An 18,997-nucleotide genomic window follows, 5' to 3' on the forward strand; every position below is an offset into this window, starting at 1 on the left:
TGCGCGGCCGACCTTTCAGCTCACTGCCGCCGTGCTCACTCCCCGAAGACCGGGGGAGCGGTTCGCGGCATGTCGTTGAGCCAGACGTCGTCCTGCTCTTCGAGCCAGCTCGGGTGCTCGTGCTCGTCGTCCTCGCCGCCCTGAGCACCGCGACCGGCACCCATGCCACCGCCCATGCCGCCACGGCCGCCGGCCCCGGCGCCCTTCGCACTCGCGCCGCCTGCACCGGCACCCGCACCGCCCATGCCGCCACCCGGCGTACCGACGCCCGAACGACCACCGGCACCAGGCTGATTCGCCGCGCCCGCACCGGCTCCGGCACGACCGGCACCCATGCCGCCCGCACCGGCGCGACCACCAGCGCCCGCGCCACCGGCACCACCAGCGCCCATGCCGCCCGGCATCATCCCGAGCCCGGCGCCGCCACCGGCACCGCCGCCGCCCGTTCCGACGGGGCCAGGCCCCGCAGCTGGCAACGGCGAAACAGAACCAGGACTAGGAGCCCACGACGAACCACTGCCAGCAGGAGTGTCCGGAACGCTCGAACCACCAGACCCGATCCCAGAACCACCGCCAACGCCACCGATCCCACCGGAGCTACCACCGGCACCGGGGCTACCGCCCGATCCGACACCCATCGGCGAGTTGATCGCCCCACCGCGATCGAAGGAACCCTGGCCCTGATCACCGCTCTGGCCCGGCGGAGGGTCGAACCGCGGCGGGTTTTGAACCTCGGGGCGAATGGTGTTGTCGTAGGTCGAGTAGGTCTGTTTCGCAGCCTCGGCTGCTTCGGTGGCTTCGCGTTCCTGCTGTTGCAGGTCCGTTTCACCGCCGACGAGCCAGGCTCCCCCCTTTTCGGCCAGGCTGTCGGTGGCGTCGACCTTCTTCGGCTCCGGCATCGAGTTCCGGACCGTGAGGAAGCCGTCCACCTGCCGGTCGACCGAGTCACCGGCGGCCTGAGATGTGGATTGCGCGTTGGTCAGGAAGCTCGTCATTGGCTTCGTCGAGTTGCCGAACTGCTCGGCGGCTTGACCCTCCCAAGCGACGTTCGCATCGCGGTTCGCAGTGTCGAGCAGCTCTTGCGCTTTCCCGAAGTGGGTCTTGATCGCCCCTTTCAGCTCCTCGGCAGCCTTGGTCATCTCGTCATGGCCAGCACCTTCGTGGATCTGCTTGTACTTCTCAGGGTGGTTGAAACCCACTTGCTTCATGATGTCGTCAAGGCTGCCGCGGTCCGACGGACCGAGCAGCGCACCGCCGACGACGACCGCGCCGGCGGCTATGACTGGAACGGGCATTGAAGTCTCCCCAGGAGTTGATGGTCAACCGGCGCAGGAGATCATGCGCTCGGGATGTTCTTGATCACTTCAGCGGTGATCTTCTTGGCATATCCGCAAGCGTCGTCCATTTCGGGCGTGCCGCCTGCGTTCTTCGCGTAGAAAACTTCGATTGATTGGTCATCGGCGATACCGGCGGCCACTGTGCACACGCTGCTGTCAGCGTTGATCTGAGCGGCGGGGTAGCCGGCGACTTCAGTCGGGGCAAAGTTGTCGAAGTTGTCCCGTCGCGCGTTAGCTGCCGTCATTCCGCCGTTCTTCGTGTTGATGTCAACGGTGATGTCGAAGGCGTCATTGGAAATGTTGCACGTGGGCTCTTTGTATTGATCGTTGATGGAGGGCTTCGGTTCGGAACCGCTTGCGCCGAGTGCGGAAAGTTGCTCGGCGGTGAGCAATTGGCAGGAGTCGGAGACGCCAGCAAGATTCTTGGGGCTCTCCACCTTCAGCGCGGGGTCGACCGCGTCCGACGCGGGCGGGGCAGGTTGCTGTCCACCGCCGCTTTCCCCGACGGAGCATGCGGAGGCTGCGGTGAGCGCGAGGAGGGATGCGGTGATCACGCTGGCGCGTCGTAGCACAGAAATATTCCTTACGATTGAGTCGGCGTAGCCGCTTCGTCGGCAGATTGATAGTCCTTCTGAGCAGCCTTCAGCTGATTGATCTGCTCCTGAAGGTGTTCCCTGGCGTCGGTGACGACTTTGGTGATCCCCTGGTCGCTTCCTCCCATGAGATCGCCAATTGCTTTGGCCGCGGCCTTGCTGACCTCGTCGTTTCCAGGCGGCTTGAGCATCCCCGAACGCCTCGTCAAGTTGAGGATTTCCCCCAGCTGCTCCCGGGCGTCCTCGTACTTGGCGATCATTCCCGGGATCGCGTCCGTGTCAACGGAGAATGATGCCCCCGAGCTGACGCCCCCGTTGTTCACAGTCGTGTTGATGGTGGCCATGCGGTCTTACCCCCTAGTGTCACGTTGATCCGTGATCGAGCCTCAGCTTGCCAGATCACGCCTGTGCAGTGCACCGATACGACGTCACAACGCCATATCTCGTTCCCGGTTCGCGCCGCCGATCACACGTTCGGAGCAGCACGGAATGTCACCAGACGGACCGGCGTTGCGCGGCGGTGGTGAGGTCGCCGAGGACGCGGCGGAAGGTGCCGATGTCGGCTCCGGCGACCATGCGCTGATTGCCGGAGTTGTAGATGGACACCCGGCCGCCTTCCACGTCGACGACCTGCACGGTGTGGTCGCCGCGGAACTCCTTGCGCTGCGCGTTCCACACGGTGACGCCGATCTGGCCCGCGCCGAGCTTCGTGCCGTCGAGCAGTTCGGTGGCTTTGCGGAAGCCGGTCACGTCGATGCCGCGGCTGCGCAATCCCTGCTCGATGGCGCGCGGGTCGGTGAGGCCCTTCTTCTCCACGTCGGCCATCACGGAACGCATCTCGGTGAGGTCGACGTTGACCGGCTTCATCTTCAGCGGAGGGTGCTCCGGCAGCACCGAGACCAGCGCGGGCACGGCGTCTTCAGCGCGAACGCGTTCCAGGACGTAGCGGTCGCCGTTCATGACGGTGCGAACGGCGACCTGCCCAGATTGCGATACCGCGGCCCGCAGTTCGGTTCCCTTCTGTGCGGAGAATCGCAGGTCGTATTCGATGGCGGTGCTGGGGTAGATCGCGAGCAGGTCCCATACCTCGTCGCTGACCTGGTTCGTGCGGTTGACCAGCCCCCGCTGGCGGCATCGCGCGTCGGCTGCTTCCAGTTCGTTGTCCATGTCCTGGACGGGCGTCCCGTAATGGCTGTATTGGACGACCGGCGGTAACCGCTTCAAACCTGCCCATCCCGCGAGGATGACGAATTCCAGGCGGTCGACATCAAGCTTCGACGACACGGCGTGTACTCCCCCAGTTGTAGGTACTTCGCGAGCAGCAGACTAGCGAACGGCCCAGCGTCGGAGGAGGGGTTTCCCTTGCGAACTACCCGTCCAGACCGGACAAACCCTTCCACGCCCCGCGGGATCCGCGGCGCGATGCGTTGCGTTGCCAGCGGAAGACTCCGTAGCCGGTCAGCCCCAGGATGAACCCGGCTACGCAGGTCCAGAATTCGAAGCCGCCGGGGGCGATCACCGCGAACAGCACGAGGCCGACCAGCCACAGGCCCGTCCCCGCCAGCACCACCGGCGTCGGCTGCGCCAGCCGGTGTGGCAGCGCGGGCACGGTGCGTGGCGCCTCGGCGGTCGTCGTCGCTGGTGAGGCGGGGGTGCGTGCGCTGTCTTCGGCCACGTCCGGCAGGCTACCCCGGTAGTCGTGAGCAGGGTGAGGTAGTGATGGCGGACAGGAATCCGGACGATCCGCGCACCGGGGCGGGCGAAGGCTCGGGGGAACCGGTGGAAAGTTCTGGTAAATCCGGCGCGGAGCCGGTTGCGGGATCGGATCGCGGTCTTGAAGATCCACTCATGACGGGTGGGAACGAATCGGGGTCGGGCGCCTCGGAATCGGTGGCCGCGAAAACCGGATCGAGCGTGCTGGACCGGTATTTCAAGATCACCGAGCGTGGTTCCACGCTGAGCCGGGAACTGCGCGGCGGGCTCGTCACGTTCGTCACCGTCGCCTACATCATCGTGCTCAACCCGCTGATCCTCGGCAGCTACTCGGCGGACTCGCCGACGGCGAAGCGCGACGTGCTCGGGCAGATCCTCACCGTGCCGCAGGTCGCGGCGAGCACCGCGCTCGTCGCCGGTGTCATGACGCTGCTGTTCGGCCTCATCGCGAACTATCCGTTCGCCATCGCCGCCGGGCTCGGCATCAACACCCTGCTGGCCGTCACCATCGCCCAGCAGGTCAGTTGGCCGGAGGCGATGGGCCTCGTGGTCGTCGACGGCATCGTGATCCTGATCCTCGTCGCCACCGGGTTCCGCACCGCCGTGTTCAACGCCGTGCCACCTGAGCTGAAGGCGGCCATCGCCGTCGGCATCGGCTTGTTCATCAGCTTCGTCGGCCTCGTCGACGCCGGATTCGTGCGCCGGTTGCCCGACTCCGCGAACACCACCGTGCCGGTCGGACTCGGCATCGACGGCTCCATCGCGTCCTGGCCCACCGCCGTGTTCGCGTTCGGCCTGGTGCTCACCGCGATCCTGGTGGCGCGCAAGGTGCGCGGCGGCATCCTGATCGCCATCGTGATCAACACCGTGGTCGCGATCGCCGTGGAGGCCCTGGTGCAGGCGGGGCCGTCCGAGGGCACCGACCCGAAGGGCTGGAACCTCGGCTACCCGGCGCCGCCGGAGCAGATCTTCGGCTTTCCGGACCTGTCGCTGGTCGGCGAGATCTCGTTCGGCGCGTGGACGCGGCTGCCCGCGCTGGCCGCGGCGATGCTGGTGTTCACCCTGGTGCTGGCGAACTTCTTCGACGCCATGGGCACCATGACCGGCCTCGGCAAGGAAGCGGGGCTCGCCGACCGCAAGGGCAACCTGCCCGGCATCGGCAAAGCGCTCGCCGTCGAAGGCGTCGGCGCCGTCGCGGGCGGCGTCGGTTCGGCCAGCTCCAACACGGTGTTCGTGGAATCGGCCTCCGGCATCGCCGAAGGCGCCCGCACCGGGCTCGCCAACGTGGTCACCGGACTGCTGTTCCTCGCGGCCATGTTCCTGACCCCGCTCTACAGCGTGATCCCCGTCGAAGCGGCCGCGCCGGCGCTGGTCGTGGTGGGCGCGATGATGCTGGCCCAGATCCGCGACATCGACCTGTCCGACTTCACCATCGCGCTGCCCGCGTTCCTGACGATCGTCGTCATGCCGTTCACCTACTCCATCGCCAACGGCATCGGAGTCGGCTTCATCAGCTACGTGCTGATCCAGTCGGCCACCGGCAAGGTGCGGACCGTGCACCCGCTGATGTGGGTGGTGTCGGCCGCGTTCGTGCTGTACTTCGTCGCCGACCCGGTCTCCGCGCTGTTCGCCGGGTGACGATCGGGTACAGATCGGGTACGAGATCGGGCGCCGCGAGTGGTCACCGGGCGTCGACGGTTCGACATCGCTCGCCGTCGTCGCGGCGCCCGATCTCCTGACGATCGGGCACGAATTCGCCACCTCGGGTGATCGCGGAGCCTCGGGTCCCCTAAGCTCCGCGCATCGCCCGACCATGGGTCGATCGTCCGATTTGTCGTCAAATAGTTTGGTAGACTAACGACGTGTCCGAGATCGCTGAACGTGAGCGCACGCTGGCCACTCGGCTGCGGATGGCCTCCGTCCGACTCAACCGCAGGTTGCGGGCGCAGAGCACCGACTCCGTCGTCACGCTCTCCCAGTTGTCCGCGCTGTCCTGCCTGCACAAGGCGGGAGCCATGACGCCGGGCGTGCTCGCCGCGAAAGAAGGCGTGCAGCCGCCCTCGATGACCAGGGTCATCGCCGCTCTCGAAGGCCTCGGCCTGGTGGTGCGCACCCCGCATCCCACCGATGGGCGGCAAGCCGTCGTCGACCTCACCGACGCCGGCCGGGACCGCATCAACGAAGAGATCTCCGCTCGGGAGCGCTGGCTCGACATTCAGCTCGCCGAGCTGACCAAGGACGAACGCGCGGCCCTGAGCCGCGCCGCCGAGATCATGGAACGCATCTCGGAGCGCTAGAGGGGAGCTGAGCACGTCGGCGGTGTCAGGTGAATCGCTGCACCCGTCAGGACCCGGTCCGGACGGTGCGGACCGCGCATCCACCACCGGCGAGCTCGGTGCACCACCGGGCCGGAAGTCCGGTGGCGGGATGTTCGGGTCGCTTCGGGTCCGCAACTACCGCTACTACGCCTCCGGTCAGGTCATCTCGCTCACCGGCACCTGGATGCAGCGGGCCGCGCAGGACTGGCTGGTGCTGGAACTCTCCGGCGGCAGCGCCGGAGCCCTCGGTGTCGCGGTGGCGCTGCAGTTCCTGCCGACGCTGCTGCTCACGCTGTGGGCGGGCACCGCGGCCGACCGGTTCGACAAGCGGCGCCTGCTGATCGGGACGCAGATCGCGCTGGGAGTCTGCGGGCTGCTGCTCGGCCTGCTCGACGTCTCCGGGATCGTGCGGCTCTGGCACGTGTACGCGTTCTGCGCGGTGCTCGGCGCGTTCGCGGCGATCGACGCGCCGGTGCGGCAATCGTTCGTGGTGGAGATGGTCGGACCCGCGCAGCTCACCAACGCCGTCGCGCTGAACTCGATGATCTTCAACCTGGCGCGGATCGTCGGCCCCGCCCTCGCGGGACTGCTCATCACCGCCGTCGGTACCGGCTGGGTGTTCCTCGTCAACGGCATCAGCTCCGCCGGCGTGGTGGGCGGGCTGCTGCTGATGAACGTGGCGTTGCTGCACCGCCCCGACCGGGTGCCGAAGGAACGCGGCCAGCTGCTCGCCGGGCTGCACTACGTGCGGCGGCGGCCCGATCTGGTCGCGGTGATGGTGCTGGTGTTCTGCGTCAGCACGTTCGGGATGAACTTCGAGAGCACCTTCGCGGTCATCGCCCGCAACGTCTTCGGCCGGGACGCCGACGGCTACGGGCTGCTGATCACGATGCTCGCCGTCGGCACCCTCTCCGGCGCCACGCTCGCCGCACGCCGCAGTGCCCGGGCGGGATCGAGACTGCGGCTGATGGTGCTCGGCGCCGCAGCGTTCGGGCTGCTGGAGGCGGTGGGCGCGCTGATGCCGGACTACTGGTCGTTCGCGGTGATGCTGATTCCGGTCGGGATCGCGGTGATGACGTTCACGACCAGCGCGAACTCGACCGTGCAGCTGAGCGTCGACCCGTCGATGCGCGGGCGCGTGATGGGGCTGTACATGCTGCTGTTCCTCGGCGGGAAACCGCTGGGCGGGCTGGCCTCGGGCTGGCTCGCCGAAGTGCTGGGGCCGCGATCGCCGGTACTGCTGGGCGGAGTCGCCTCGCTGCTGGCCGCTGCGGGGTGCGGACTGCTGCTGTGGCGGTCGCGCAGATCGGGGGTTGCAGGGACTGGGAGGTTAGGCTAACCTAATACATGTCCGCTTCGTGGTGGGAGCGGCAGTCAGTTCGGGAACAGAGCGAACCCCGCTTCCCCCGGGAGGCGGGGTTCGTTCGCGTGCGGACCCGGCCCGCCGGAGCGCTACGCGCGGCGCTCCGACATCGCCGTGAGCGCCTCGCCGCGGGCTCATCGCCCCCGGAAAGCACTTCGGGGCCTTCCCGGCGGGAAGGCCCCGAAGTGGTCGGCAGCTTCGCTTGTCGGAGCATCCACTGCCGAGCCGGTGGTCCGCGCGGGGGCGGATCAGGCGGTGGGCAGGCGCAGACCGTTGTAGCCGGCGCGGGCGTCGGCGAAGCGCTTGCCGACCTCGTCCCAGTTCACGACGTTCCACAACTGCTTGACGTAGTCCGCCTTCACGTTCTTGTACTGCAGGTAGTACGCGTGCTCCCAGATGTCGAACACCAGCAGCGGCGTCGTGGCGATCGACAGGTTCGAGTGGTGATCACGCAACTGCTGCGTGATCAACCGCTGACCCACCGGGTCCCACGCCAGCACGCCCCAGCCGTTGCCCTGGATCGTGGTGGACACCGCCTCCAGCTGAGCCCGGAACTTGTCGAACGACCCGAAGTCCTGATCGATCGCCGCCGCCAGCTCACCCGTCGGCTTGTCGCCCCCGTTCGGCGACAGGATCTTCCACCACACCAAGTGCAGCGAGTGCCCCGCCAAGTTGAACGCCAGGGTCGTCTCCAACCCCACGATCGAACCGAAGTCACCCTTGTCCCGCGCCTCCGCGATCTTCTCGATCGTGTCGTTGGCGCCCTTCACATAAGTCGCGTGGTGCTTGCTGTGGTGCAGCTCGTTGATCTCACCCGAGATCGCGGGCTCCAGCGCCGCGTAGTCGTAATCCAACTCGGGCAGCACGTACTGAGCCATTGAGCGTCTCCCTGTGCGCGTATCGCTATCGACAGTGTCTAGCAATTGCAATCTAGTAGCAACTGTCCGCGTCGCGCAGTCCGGGCGGGGATTGATCTCAGTCACCGGGATCGGTGGGCGCGGGGATTCACTCCAGCGGCCAGGCGTGCACCGGCTCGGCGGAGTCGGTGAGCTCCACGTAGCGCCGCAGCATCGTCGCCAGCGCCGACGGCCGGTCGTGACCGCGCTGTTCCAGCCGCGCCACCACGTCGCGCTGCCAGGACGATCCGGTCTGCTTGCGCAGGCAGCGCGCCTCGATGACGCCCAGCGTGTGCTCCCGCGCCGCGTCGGACACTCCGCACAGCCGGAGTCCCTCGTGCGCCATCGGCAGCAGGCGGCGCAGCACCAGCTCATCGGGGGTGACCCAGCCCGCGCCCGGCCAGTACAGGTGCGCGTCCATGCCGTGCCGGGCGCCGGTGTAGAAGTTCTCCTCGGCCGCGGCGAACGACATTTGAGTCCATAGTGGACGATCCTGCTCGGTCAGCGCCCGCTGCACGCCGTAGAAGAACGCGGCGTTGGCCATCACGTCCGGCACGCTCGGCCCCGACGGCAGCACCCGGTTCTCCACCCGCAGGTGCGGAACGCCGTCCACCAGGTCGTAGACCGGGCGGTTCCAGCGCCAGATGGTGCCGTTGTGCAGCCGCAGTTCCGCGAGCGTCGGCGCGCGGCCCGCTTGCAGTGCGGCGACCGGGTCTTCTTCCTCCGGTTCCGGCAGCAGGGCCGGGAAGTAGCGGACGTTCTCCTCGAACAGGTCGAAGATCGACGTGATCCAGCGTTCCCCGAACCACACCCGCGGCCGCACGCCCTGGTTCTTCAACTCCTGCGGCCGGGTGTCGGTGGCCTGCTGGAACAGCGGCACCCGCGTCTCGTGCCACAGTGCTTTGCCCAGCAGGAAAGGCGAATTCGCGCCGATCGCGAGCTGCACCCCGGCCAGGCACTGTGCGGCGTTCCAGTGCGCGGCGAAATCTTCCGGTGAGACTTGCAGGTGCAGTTGCACCGAAGTGCACGCCGATTCGGGAACGATGGAGTCCGCGTAGCACCGAAGCCGCTCCGGGCCGCCGTCACCGAGCGGGGCGCCCTCCATGTCCAGCAGCATCTCCTCGCCCTTGGCGGTGAAGATCTGCTCGTTGAGCTGCGAATACCGCGGATTGTGCGAGAGCCAGGACGGATCGAAGTGCCCGCGCCGCAACGTGGGCAGCGTGCCGATCAGCACCAGCTTCGTGTTCGCGTCCTGCGCCTTGCGGTCCGCGCGCAGCAACGCCTTGCGCAGCTCGTGCTCCAGCTCCAGAGCGCCGTCCCCGGCCAGCGCCCGGGGCAGCACGTTGAGCTCGATGTTGTGCTGGCCCAGCTCGGTGGTGAACGAGGGATCGTTGATCTTCTCCAGCACCACCGAGTTCGACATCGACGGATCCATCCGCTCGTCGACGAGGCTCAGCTCCATCTCCAGCCCCATCTGCTGATGCGGGAAGGAGAAGTCGCCCCCGGCCAGCATCCGCGCTAACGCGTCGAGGCCGCGCTGCATCTTGTCTCGATAGCGTTGCCGGTCCACAGGAGTGAAAGCCCGACTGGTCACGTGCTTCCCCATGCCGTCTCCCCGCTCGGTCGGCCAGCACGCCGGCTAGGTGGACACCAACGGTGACACATCGGTACCCGGCGGACCAGCGTCCAAAACGGTGTTCGAGCGAGCACCCGAATACCGCATTTGACCAGCGGGAAAAGGCGACTTTCCGGACCTCAGGCAGAGGCCGTGGTGAGCCGCTCCAGCTCCGCTTCGGTCAGCTCCAGCTCGGCCGCTACCAGCAGTGCCGTCAGCTGATCGGTGTTGCGGGCACTGGCGATCGGGGCCGCGATCGACGGGCGGCCGCGCAGCCAGGCCAGCGCCACCGACGCCTCCGGGACTCCACGCAGCGTTGCGACCTCCTCCAATGCGGTGAGGATCTTGACGCCTCGTTCGTCCAGGTAACTACGCGCGGCATCCGCGCGCGGGCTGTCCGAGAACGTGTCGCCCGGCCGGTACTTGCCGGTGAGGAAACCCTTCGCCAGCGCGAAATACGGCAGCACCGGCAGCCCCTCCCGCTCCACGAGGCCGGCCAGGTCGGTCTCGTAATCGGCGCGCTCGACGAGGTTGTAGTGCGGCTGGATCGCCTGATAGCGGGCGAGCCCCTCGCGGTCGGAGACCGCCAGCGCCGAAGCCAGCCGCTCACCGGTGAAGTTGGAGGCGGCGAGGTGGCGCACCTTGCCCTCGCGCACCAGGCCGTCGAACGCGGCCATCGTCTCCGCCTGCGGCACCGACTCGTCGTCCTCGTGCGCGTAGTACAGGTCGATGTGGTCCACGCCGAGGCGGCGCAGCGAATCCTCGGCGCCCGCGCGGATGTTGTCCGCCGACAAGCCGCGGCGGCCCGGCAGCTTCGCGACCTTGGTGGCGACGACGACCTGGTCGCGGTTGCCGCGAGCCCGCAACCACTCGCCGATGATCGTTTCGGACTCGCCGCCGGAATTGCCGGGAACGGTGGCCATGTACAGGTCGGCGGTGTCGATGAAGTTGCCGCCCGCTGCGGCGTAGGCGTCGAGCACGGCGAACGAGTCGGCGCGATCGGCCGTCCAGCCGAAGACGTTGCCGCCCAGGCAGATCGGGTGGACGTCGAGATCGGTGCTGCCCAGTGGGGCCATGGAAACCTGCCTTCGGTCGTCGGTGGCGTTGCCGGGCGTGCCCGGCGATGCCCCGGCCCCGGAGCTCTCGTGCGGGGCGGAGGTGATCAGGGGAGTGGTCGGGGCTCTGCGGTGGACGCCGCTTGATGATCACGGCTGCGAACCGCACGATATTTCCCCACCCGCGCGCGTTGTCCACCCGCTTGTGGTCGATGACGCGCGCGGGCGACGGTCAGCGCGCGGCCGGATCGACCCGCGTCGCACTCGCCTGCGCGTCCTCGTGCACCTCGGCGGAGCTGGCGATGACCTCCGGGCGCTTGAGCCCGCGCCGTCCCAGCGTCAGGAACATGACCGCGGCGGCCACCACAACGCCGAACATCACCATCGCCATCGGCACCGCGGAGCCGGTACCGCCCAGCCCGACCAGCGGTGCGGCGAGCGCGCCGACGAGGAACTGGCACACGCCCAGCAGCGCCGAAGCGCTCCCGGAGACCTCGCGGTTGTCGGCCAGCGCCAGCATCGTCGTGTTCGGCATGACGAAGCCCAGCGCCGAGATCATCACGAACAACGCGCCCAGCAGGAACGGCAACGGCAGGTTCAGCAGCGCCGCCGACAGCAGCACCGCGCCCGCCACCGTGGACGTCAGCAGCGCGCCCACCAGCAGCTGCGCCTCCGTGGCCACCCGGCCGACCAGGCGCGCGTTCACCTGCCCCGCCAGCACGAGTCCGATCGCGTTCGCGCCGAACGCGATGCTGTAGGTCTGCGGCGACATGCCGTAGATGTTCTGCAGCACGAACGACGAACCGGAGATGTAGGCGAACATCGCCGCCATGCCCAGCCCGCCGGTCAGCGCGTTGCCCAGGAACGACGGCGCCGACAGCAGCGAACCGAACGTCCGGAACGTGCTGCCCAGGTGCGCGGGCTGCCGCCACTGCTTCGGCTTCGTCTCCGGCAGCAGGAACGCCGCCACCAGCAACAGCACCGTGCCGAACGTGGTCAGCACCACGAACACGCCGCGCCACGTGGTGTGCGCGAGGACCTGCCCGCCCAGGACCGGCGCCAAGATCGGCGCCAGCCCGGTCACCAGCATCAGCGAGGAGAAGAAGCGAGCGGCCTCCACCCCGGAGTACAGGTCGCGGACGGCCGCGCGGGCGATCACCATGCCCGCCGCGGCGCCGGCCCCCTGCAGCAGGCGCAACCCGGCCAGCGCGTAGATCGAACCGGACAGCGCGCACAGCACGGACGCGGCGATGTAGACGACGAGCCCGATCAGCAGCGGACGCCGCCTGCCGACGGCGTCGCTGATCGGCCCGGCGATCAACTGGCCCAGCGCGAGCCCCAGCAGAACCGCGGTCAGCGTCAGCTGCGCCTGCGACTCGGAAGCGCCCAGCTCCGTGGTCAGCTGCGGCAGCGCGGGCAGGTACATGTCGATGGACAGCGGCCCGAAGGCCGTCAAGCCACCGAGGATGAGGGCGAATCTGGTCTTGCTCCCCAACCGGCGTTGGGCGGCCTCGTCGATCGCGGCCTCCGCGGCGGTGGACATACGTCTCCTCATTCGGTTCGCCGCCGGAAGTGCTCGGATCCGGCGGTGTCGGTGTGAGTGCGGCCGCTGATGCCCCCTGGCACGCCACCTGCGGACCGCCTCGTCGTTTCGCGACCACTGCTCGCGCGGGCGAGCCGGACACCCGGGTCGGCAGTGACCGAGCCACGGGCTCAGGGGTGTGGTGGACAACGACAACAGCTTGCTCTCTGCAACTAACGTCCCGGAAGCCCCCGTTATGCCCAGCGGGCGCACCCGTTCACTGTGAGCTCGATCATCACGGCCCACTCCGGCGAGATCGCGACACCGTTCCGGTCAAGATGACGCCGAATGCGAAAATGCACGCGTGGCACGCGTGCACGAGGTGACCGACGTCGACGACCCGAGGGTCGACGACTTCCGGGATCTCGCCACCGCCGACCGCCGCCCGGACCGCCCCGGCGGCCGCGGCCTGGTCATCGCCGAAGGCACCGTCGTCGTCGAACGACTGCTCGCCTCCCCGTACCCGGTGCGCGCGCTGCTCGGCGTCCGCAAACGCATCGACGCGCTCGCCGATGCCCTCACCGGCGTGGACGTGCCCGCGTACGTGGTCTCCGCGGACCTGATGAGCGGCATCGTCGGCTTCCACCTCAACCGGGGCGTGCTCGCCGTCGCCGATCGCGCGCACACCGTCGAGGCCGCCGAGCTGATCGGCGGCGCCCGCAGGCTCGCCGTGCTGGAAGGCGTCGGCGATCACGAGAACCTGGGCGCGTTGTTCCGCAACGCCGCCGCGCTCGGCATCGACGGGGTCCTGCTCGGCGGCGGCTGCGCCGACCCGCTGTACCGGCGCAGCATCCGGGTCTCCATGGGCCACGTGCTGCGCGTTCCGTTCGCCCACCTCGACGCCTGGCCCGGCGGGCTGAAACTGCTCACCGACCACGGCTTCCGGATCGCCGCGCTGACTCCGCGCGCCACCGCCGCCTCGCTGCGGGACGCCGGGCTCGACCAGGGGCGGGTGGCGGTGCTGCTCGGCTCGGAAGGACCCGGCCTCGCCGAGGAGACCATCTCGGTGGCGGACCTGCCGGTGCGCATCCCGATGAACCCCGAAGTGGACTCGCTCAACGTCGCCACCGCCGGTGCGATCGTGTTCCACGCGATGAGCGGACCACGATGACCGGGGCGGTCCAACCCTCGCGGTGGGAACTGCGAGTGAGCCGGGGACGTGCGGTGCTCGTCAACCGCGCCGAACGTTCCGGTGCGCAGCGGCACACGGTCCGCGAGTACGACCCGGCCCGGCTCGCGCTGCCCTCGGCGCTGGTCGACGACCTGCACGAGTGGGCGCACGTGGTGCACACGGTGCCGCCGGACCAGGACATCTCCGGGGAGACCTCGGCGACCCTGATGTCCCGGCGCGGTCGCCAGCTCGCCGCGCGGTTGGCCGCCGAGACCGGCGGCGAGGTCGGCTACTGGGACCCGTCGCGCGGTCGCATGAGCCGCGTCCGCCGGGCGGCACCGGCCGACGGACCGCCGGAACCCGCCCCGTGGGCCACCGGGATCACGATCAGCGTGGTGATCGCCGTGATCGTGACGATCTCGCTGGTCGTCGTGAGCCGCGGCCTGGGCGAAGTGAGCCTGCCGCTGGCGTTGCTGGTCAACGCGGTCGTCGTCGGCGGTTTCGCTCCGTCGATCTGGCTGGGACGGCGCGTCCCGGTGTGGCGCTGGGTCGCCTTCGGCGCCGCCGGGGGAGTGGCCCTCGCCTGGTTAGCGCTGCTGCTCTCTTTGCTGGGGTGACCGGCCTGCTTGGAGGGGCGGGGGCGGAACCTCAGCCGTCTTCTCGCTGCGAGATCTTCTTCCCTAGCGGCTCCGGCCACGAGGGAGAAGCCGTCCGCGCGAGAAGACGGCTGAGAACCCGCTGCGGCGCCGGTTGCTGGGGTGGTCGCCGCTCATCGGCTTCGCCGCTGACAGGAAACAGATCAAAGACCCGTGCCGAATCCGGCTTCAGCGGCGGACCGCTCATCGCAGCGGGATGTCCTGGCCGTGCTCCTCCGCGGGGCGAGGGCCGAACAAGCGGCGCTCGTCCTCGGTGATCCGGACGTCGTTGATGCTGGCTTCGCGGCGGCGCATCAGGCCGGTGTCGGTGAACTCCCACAGCTCGTTGCCGTAGCTGCGCCACCACTGGCCGTCGTGATCGCGGCACTCGTACTGAAAGCGGACCGCGATGCGATCACCGTGGTAGCTCCAGAGGCTCTTGCGCAGCGCGTAATCCAGTTCGCGCTCCCACTTGGCGGTCAGGAACTCCACGATCTCCGCGCGGCCGGTGACGAAGGTGTCCCGGTTGCGCCAGACGGAGTCGGGCGTGTACGCGAGGCTGACCCGGTGCGGGTCGCGGGTGTTCCAGGCGTCTTCGGCGGCCTGGACCTTCCGCAGCGCGGACTCCTCGTCGAACGGCGGGAACGGCGGGCGAGGTTCGGACATGGGCTCAGGGCTCCTTGCGGAATGGGCTGCGTGGTGGGTCGCTCAGCGGAACTCAGCGACTCCCTCGCTGCGGGATCGATTTCTCATGGCCCCCACACGGCGAAATCCTCGCGAGGAAGCCGCTGAGAGGTGGTCGGCCTGCTGGGGGTCACTGCGCACCGGTTCCGCCGTGGGCAAGACGCGGATCAAAGATCATTCTGCGAGGACTCCTTGCTCCAGGGGAGAGCGGCGGTGGACACGCGAAAGGCCCCTCCCGCCGAAGGGGCCTTCCGGATGCGTCGAGGTCAGCGGTGGGAACGGACACCCAGCAGGACGTCCTCCCAAGACGGGACCATCGGGTGGTTCTTGCGCCGCCGCGCCGGTTCGGTCTTGCGCGCGGCCTCGTCCTCGACCGCTTCCATGTCGTCGTCACCGGCCTGTTCGGCCAGCGGCGCCGACTCCTCCGGTTCCGGCTCGGTCGGCGTGGGAGTCGGCTCCAGATCCAAGGACGGGATCGCCGGGGTGGTCTGCTTCGGCGGGGCGGTCTGCTTCGGCGGAGCGGGCGGCGGCGGGGCGGTGTCCTCGGTGATCTCCACCGATTCCTCCTCGGCCTCGTCCAGCTCCAGCGCCTCGCGGGCCAGCGCCGTCACCGGCCGGACCGTCCGCAACGGCCGGTTCGGCGACGGGTCCAGCAGATCCACCGCGTGATCGTCGAGCGGAGCGACGGTGCCGCCGTGCGCGCCGGGGTGGAACACCCAGTGCGCGTGGTTCTCGGAACGCCCGGCCTGCCAGAGCAGCCGGACGACCCACTTGCCGTCCTCGCCGCGCCACGCGTCCCAGTCGGCGTCGGTGAAGTCGTGCCCCCGCATCCCGAAGGTGTGCGCGACGACCTCGCCGAGGGTCTGCACGTCGGGACCGTCCTCGCGGACGGGGTGGGCGCGCTGCGAACGCTCCGCGATCTGCGCGCGCTCCAGCAGCACCGGGTAGGCGTAGCGCTCCACCCGCTGTTCCGGGATTCCGGCGGCGGTGGCGACGTCCTCGACCGAGGCGCCGGCGCGAACGCGCGCCTGGATCTCGCGGGGGCGCATCTGCGCCTCCATCTCGATCTGCACCTGGCCGAGCCGGGTCAGGTCACCACGCGCGGCGGCACGTAGCCGTTCGTCGGCGGGCACCGAAAAACGGTCGCCGTTCTCGGGGTCTTCGCAGATGACGGTTTCACCGTCCTCATCCAGCCCGACAACCCGCAGCGCGCGCATACGCTAGCCTCCCCGGTCGTTGTCACCAAGCTGTGACCGTAACCCGGCGTGCCCCCTTGACGGGGGAGCCACGCCGGGTTCGGTGTCGCTTCGTGACCATCCTCTCCCTACCCGATCTTGCCTGAATAGCGGTCGACATGCGAACACTTAGCGAAATTCGACCACTATTCCGATCACAGCAAGTGATCAACAGCCAGTTCGGGTGACACGGATGTGCCGGTCGCCATGGTGAGGTGACGACCAGGTGAGACAGGCGCGGCGCGCTCAGGAAAGCTGAGAGACCACCCAGTCGATGGACTTCGTCAGCGCCGTCACGTCGTCCGGCTCGATCGCCGGGAACGTGCCGACCCGCAGCTGGTTGCGGCCCAGCTTGCGGTACGGCTCGGTGTCCACGATGCCGTTCGCGCGCAGCGCCTTGGCGATCGCGGCGGCGTCGATCGAGTCGTCGAAGTCGAGCGTGACCACGACCTGCGAGCGCTTCGCCGGGTCCTGCACGAACGGCGTCGCGTAGCTCGAAGCCTCCGCCCACTGGTACAGCCGCTGCGAGGACTCGCGGGTCCGCGCCGTGCACCAGTCGAGACCGCCCTGGGAGTTCATCCAGTCGATCTGGTCGGCCAGCAGGAACAGCGTCGCCACCGCCGGCGTGTTGTAGGTCTGGTCCTTGCGGGAATTGTCCAGCGCGGTCGGCAGCGACAGGAACTCCGGCACCCAGCGGTCCGAGGCGCCGATCTCGTTGACCCGCTCGATCGCGGCCGGGCTCATCGCGGCCAGCCACAGCCCGCCGTCGGAGGCGAAGGACTTCTGCGGCGCGAAGTAGTAGACGTCCACGTCGGCGGCGTTGAACGGCAGCCCGCCCGCGCCCGAGGTCGCGTCCACCGCGATCAGCGCCTGCTCCGAACCCGCGGGGCGGGTCGGGGGCAGCATCACGCCGGTGGAGGTCTCGTTGTGCGCCCAGCCGATCAGGTCGACGTTCGGGTCCGAGACGGGAGTCGGGGCGTCACCGGGGTCGGCGGACACGACGATCGGGTCCGCCAGGAACGGGGCGCCCTTCGTGGCCTTCGCGAACTTCTGCGAGAACTCGCCGTAGGTCAGGTGCAGCGACTTCTCCCGCACCAGGCCGAACGCGGCGGCGTCCCAGAACGCGGTGGTGCCGCCGACGCCGAGCACGACCTCGTAGCCCTCGGGCAACGAGAACAGCTGGCCCAAGCCTTCGCGGACGCGCCCGACCAGTGCCTTCACCGGCTTCTGCCGGTGCGAGGTGCCGAGCACGGCGGCGCCGTCGGTGGCGAGCCGGGCCAGCTGCTCGTCGCGGACCTTCGACGGGCCGCAGCCGAATCGGCCATCGGACGGGGCGAGCTCGCTGGGCAGCTTCAAGGTGGTCGGGTCGGTTTCGGCCTGCGTCATTCCGGCGCCTCCGGGTGTTGTCGAGTCGGCTTGTCGCGCGGGTGCCCCTCCGGGGAACGCCTGCGTGGGGACGATTGGGGTTCGGCGGACCCCGGGTCGCCTCGGTGACCGGCGCCGTTGCCGGTTCAGGGCTCGGTGCGTGTTGCGGCTACGGGTCGGAAAGGTGAACTTCCGGTCCTGCCGCAGGTGCCTGAGCCGGTTGGCAACTTACTGCGCGGGAGGCGCTTTGGCCAGCAACCGGACCTGGCTCTGATCGAATACAGGCCCCGTGACCAGGCATTTCAGGAATCGGTACGGCCGGGTGCGCCACAGCACTTCTTGTACTTGCGCTCGGCTCCGCACCAGCACGGTGCGTTACGTTCCGGCGGCCAGCTCCGCCATTCGCCGCGCAGCAGCAGATCGGTCCGGTACTGCTCCGCGGAATCCGCATCACCGGTGGACAGCTCGGCCTCGGCGCAGAACGCGGCGTAGCCGTCGGCGGATCCCGTCACAAGGGTCGCGCGCTTGCCGTCGCGGTCCGCGAGCAGCATCTCGCGCTGCAGCTCCAGCAGGTGCGCGTCGTGGTCCGGAGCGAGCGGCAGCGCGGGTGCGCGGCGGCGCAGCTCGGCGAGGTCCTCGGCAGGCCAGTGCAACACGACCACGTCGTGCCGATCCGCCATCGCATCAACGAACTTCTCGACGAAGCCCGGCTCGCAGGCGGCCTCCGCGAACGGACCGGCCGGACCGAAGGCCGCTTCGGAGATCCTGTCCAGCGCGTGGTCGAGCTCGTCCGGTGGCTGGCCGAGATCGGTGCGGATTTCGCGCCGTATTCGCAGCAGCTCGACACCGTCGTCGTTGACGGCGAGCTCGGTTTCGGGATCGGTCGCGTCGGGAATCAGGCGGGTGATGCCGATGTGGAGCCAGCGCAACGCCGTCGCGGTGTCCCCGGCGTGCTGGTAGGCGCCGGAAGCGGCGATGTAGGTGTGCTCGCGCGAGTTGAGATCGCCCATGAGCTCGTTGAGCAGCCGGTCGGCTTCGGCGCGTTCTCCGAGCCGCATGAGCATTTCGGCGTACGTGGCACGCGGGTCGAACAGCGACTCGCCGGTGTCGGCGTCGATCGCGGCCAGCAGCGCGGCGCGTTCCCGTTCCGGTTCGTGCGCGGTGCGCCAGTAATCGGCCGCTTCGACCAGGTCATCGGTGCGTTCACCGCTGTTCTCGGCATCCGCTTCGAGTGCCTCGGCCCGTTCGATGGCGGCCCTGCGGCTGTCCCTGCCCATGGCGGTCACTCTACCGAGATCGATACTCATAGTGACAGGAGATCGGCCGCTCATCACGGAGCGTTCCGAGCAAGCCCCGTCGAAGATCGTCAGCGGTGAGCCGATGAGCCGTGATCACCCGCGTTCTCAACGGTCTTCTCGCGAGGGCGGCAACGTCGCTCGCGGCGGCGCCGCTTGCGAAATCGCCGTCACCTCGGCCAGGGGGGCACGGCGAGAAG

The 18,997-nt window shown here is 68.9% G+C and carries 18 protein-coding genes and 1 pseudogene; 5 read left to right on the forward strand and 14 right to left on the reverse strand.

Annotation, left to right across the window (positions count from 1 at the left end; genetic code table 11):
* Positions 1–35: 35 nt before the first annotated feature.
* From H2Q94_RS02350 to H2Q94_RS02375, 6 genes and pseudogenes are all read right to left on the reverse strand, one after another.
* On the reverse strand, positions 36–476 hold the full coding sequence (locus H2Q94_RS02350; protein ID WP_243791514.1) for a hypothetical protein: 441 nt from the start codon (positions 474–476) through the stop codon (positions 36–38).
* A 447-nt stretch (positions 477–923) separates the two neighbouring features.
* Positions 924–1,295: pseudogene (locus H2Q94_RS30825) on the reverse strand (hypothetical protein); the annotation flags it as partial.
* A 41-nt stretch (positions 1,296–1,336) separates the two neighbouring features.
* A complete protein-coding gene (locus tag H2Q94_RS02360; RefSeq protein WP_243791518.1) occupies positions 1,337–1,891 on the reverse strand; it encodes a DUF3558 domain-containing protein in 555 nt (184 codons plus the stop codon).
* Between the two features lie 29 nt (positions 1,892–1,920).
* On the reverse strand, positions 1,921–2,274 hold the full coding sequence (locus H2Q94_RS02365; protein WP_243791520.1) for a PE domain-containing protein: 354 nt from the start codon (positions 2,272–2,274) through the stop codon (positions 1,921–1,923).
* Between the two features lie 148 nt (positions 2,275–2,422).
* Positions 2,423–3,214: an ESX secretion-associated protein EspG gene (locus tag H2Q94_RS02370; RefSeq protein ID WP_243791522.1), complete on the reverse strand. Its 792-nt coding sequence runs from the start codon at positions 3,212–3,214 to the stop codon at positions 2,423–2,425.
* Positions 3,215–3,299: 85 nt separating this feature from the next.
* On the reverse strand, positions 3,300–3,605 hold the full coding sequence (locus H2Q94_RS02375; protein WP_243791524.1) for a DUF2530 domain-containing protein: 306 nt from the start codon (positions 3,603–3,605) through the stop codon (positions 3,300–3,302).
* 173 nt (positions 3,606–3,778) lie between these two features.
* Here H2Q94_RS02375 and H2Q94_RS02380 point away from each other — a divergent pair, with 173 nt between their 5' ends.
* From H2Q94_RS02380 to H2Q94_RS02390, 3 genes are all read left to right on the forward strand, one after another.
* Complete coding sequence (locus tag H2Q94_RS02380) at positions 3,779–5,281, forward strand: NCS2 family permease (RefSeq protein WP_243795484.1); 1,503 nt, start codon at positions 3,779–3,781, stop codon at positions 5,279–5,281.
* Between the two features lie 224 nt (positions 5,282–5,505).
* Complete coding sequence (locus H2Q94_RS02385; protein WP_243791526.1) at positions 5,506–5,940, forward strand: MarR family winged helix-turn-helix transcriptional regulator; 435 nt, start codon at positions 5,506–5,508, stop codon at positions 5,938–5,940.
* A 22-nt stretch (positions 5,941–5,962) separates the two neighbouring features.
* Entirely contained in the window at positions 5,963–7,300 is a 1,338-nt protein-coding gene (locus H2Q94_RS02390) for an MFS transporter (RefSeq protein ID WP_397545413.1), read from the forward strand.
* Between the two features lie 272 nt (positions 7,301–7,572).
* On the opposite strand, the gene H2Q94_RS02395 is transcribed toward H2Q94_RS02390, so the two are convergent.
* The 4 genes from H2Q94_RS02395 to H2Q94_RS02410 form a co-directional block, all read right to left on the reverse strand.
* Positions 7,573–8,202 carry a superoxide dismutase gene (locus H2Q94_RS02395; protein ID WP_184483219.1) on the reverse strand — a complete coding sequence of 210 codons (630 nt, stop codon included), beginning with the start codon at positions 8,200–8,202 and terminating at the stop codon, positions 7,573–7,575.
* A 127-nt stretch (positions 8,203–8,329) separates the two neighbouring features.
* Entirely contained in the window at positions 8,330–9,826 is a 1,497-nt protein-coding gene (locus tag H2Q94_RS02400; protein WP_243791528.1) for a glutamate-cysteine ligase family protein, read from the reverse strand.
* A 149-nt stretch (positions 9,827–9,975) separates the two neighbouring features.
* Positions 9,976–10,911 (reverse strand): aldo/keto reductase, encoded by a 936-nt coding sequence (locus tag H2Q94_RS02405; protein ID WP_243791530.1) that lies wholly within the window; start codon positions 10,909–10,911, stop codon positions 9,976–9,978.
* A gap of 211 nt (positions 10,912–11,122) precedes the next feature.
* Complete coding sequence (locus tag H2Q94_RS02410; RefSeq protein WP_243791532.1) at positions 11,123–12,433, reverse strand: multidrug effflux MFS transporter; 1,311 nt, start codon at positions 12,431–12,433, stop codon at positions 11,123–11,125.
* 343 nt (positions 12,434–12,776) lie between these two features.
* Between H2Q94_RS02410 and H2Q94_RS02415 the strand changes: the two genes are divergently transcribed.
* Both H2Q94_RS02415 and H2Q94_RS02420 read left to right on the forward strand, forming a co-directional pair.
* The gene (locus H2Q94_RS02415) at positions 12,777–13,583 is read left to right on the forward strand and encodes a TrmH family RNA methyltransferase (RefSeq protein WP_243791534.1); all 807 of its coding nucleotides are present in this window, start codon (positions 12,777–12,779) and stop codon (positions 13,581–13,583) included.
* Entirely contained in the window at positions 13,580–14,200 is a 621-nt protein-coding gene (locus tag H2Q94_RS02420) for a DUF2537 domain-containing protein (RefSeq protein WP_243791536.1), read from the forward strand. The genes H2Q94_RS02415 and H2Q94_RS02420 overlap by 4 nt, the downstream gene beginning before the upstream one ends.
* A 222-nt stretch (positions 14,201–14,422) precedes the next feature.
* Here the strand turns inward: H2Q94_RS02420 and H2Q94_RS02425 are convergent, their stop codons facing one another.
* From H2Q94_RS02425 to H2Q94_RS02440, 4 genes are all read right to left on the reverse strand, one after another.
* Entirely contained in the window at positions 14,423–14,884 is a 462-nt protein-coding gene (locus tag H2Q94_RS02425) for a nuclear transport factor 2 family protein (RefSeq protein ID WP_243791538.1), read from the reverse strand.
* A 284-nt stretch (positions 14,885–15,168) separates the two neighbouring features.
* Entirely contained in the window at positions 15,169–16,119 is a 951-nt protein-coding gene (gene sepH / locus H2Q94_RS02430) for a septation protein SepH (RefSeq protein ID WP_243791540.1), read from the reverse strand.
* A gap of 264 nt (positions 16,120–16,383) precedes the next feature.
* Positions 16,384–17,523: a phosphoserine transaminase gene (gene serC / locus H2Q94_RS02435; protein WP_243791543.1), complete on the reverse strand. Its 1,140-nt coding sequence runs from the start codon at positions 17,521–17,523 to the stop codon at positions 16,384–16,386.
* A 281-nt stretch (positions 17,524–17,804) separates the two neighbouring features.
* A complete protein-coding gene (locus H2Q94_RS02440) occupies positions 17,805–18,809 on the reverse strand; it encodes an SEC-C domain-containing protein (RefSeq protein WP_243791545.1) in 1,005 nt (334 codons plus the stop codon).
* Positions 18,810–18,997 lie beyond the last annotated feature (188 nt).

The sequence above is a fragment of the Saccharopolyspora gloriosae genome, assembly GCF_022828475.1.
In the GTDB taxonomy this organism is placed as follows: domain Bacteria; phylum Actinomycetota; class Actinomycetes; order Mycobacteriales; family Pseudonocardiaceae; genus Saccharopolyspora_C; species Saccharopolyspora_C gloriosae_A.

Excerpts from the sequence above, each read along its gene's own strand:
- H2Q94_RS02410 (WP_243791532.1), bottom strand. The coding sequence starts at position 12,433 with ATGTCCACCGCCGCGGAGGCCGCGATCGACGAGGCCGCCCAACGCCGG.
- H2Q94_RS02425 (WP_243791538.1), bottom strand. The coding sequence starts at position 14,884 with ATGTCCGAACCTCGCCCGCCGTTCCCGCCGTTCGACGAGGAGTCCGCG.
- H2Q94_RS02400 (WP_243791528.1), bottom strand. The coding sequence starts at position 9,826 with ATGGGGAAGCACGTGACCAGTCGGGCTTTCACTCCTGTGGACCGGCAA.
- H2Q94_RS02395 (WP_184483219.1), bottom strand. The coding sequence starts at position 8,202 with ATGGCTCAGTACGTGCTGCCCGAGTTGGATTACGACTACGCGGCGCTG.
- H2Q94_RS02405 (WP_243791530.1), bottom strand. The coding sequence starts at position 10,911 with ATGGCCCCACTGGGCAGCACCGATCTCGACGTCCACCCGATCTGCCTG.
- H2Q94_RS02380 (WP_243795484.1), top strand. The coding sequence starts at position 3,779 with ATGACGGGTGGGAACGAATCGGGGTCGGGCGCCTCGGAATCGGTGGCC.
- H2Q94_RS02420 (WP_243791536.1), top strand. The coding sequence starts at position 13,580 with ATGACCGGGGCGGTCCAACCCTCGCGGTGGGAACTGCGAGTGAGCCGG.
- serC (WP_243791543.1), bottom strand. The coding sequence starts at position 17,523 with ATGACGCAGGCCGAAACCGACCCGACCACCTTGAAGCTGCCCAGCGAG.
- sepH (WP_243791540.1), bottom strand. The coding sequence starts at position 16,119 with ATGCGCGCGCTGCGGGTTGTCGGGCTGGATGAGGACGGTGAAACCGTC.
- H2Q94_RS02365 (WP_243791520.1), bottom strand. The coding sequence starts at position 2,274 with ATGGCCACCATCAACACGACTGTGAACAACGGGGGCGTCAGCTCGGGG.
- H2Q94_RS02440 (WP_243791545.1), bottom strand. The coding sequence starts at position 18,809 with ATGAGTATCGATCTCGGTAGAGTGACCGCCATGGGCAGGGACAGCCGC.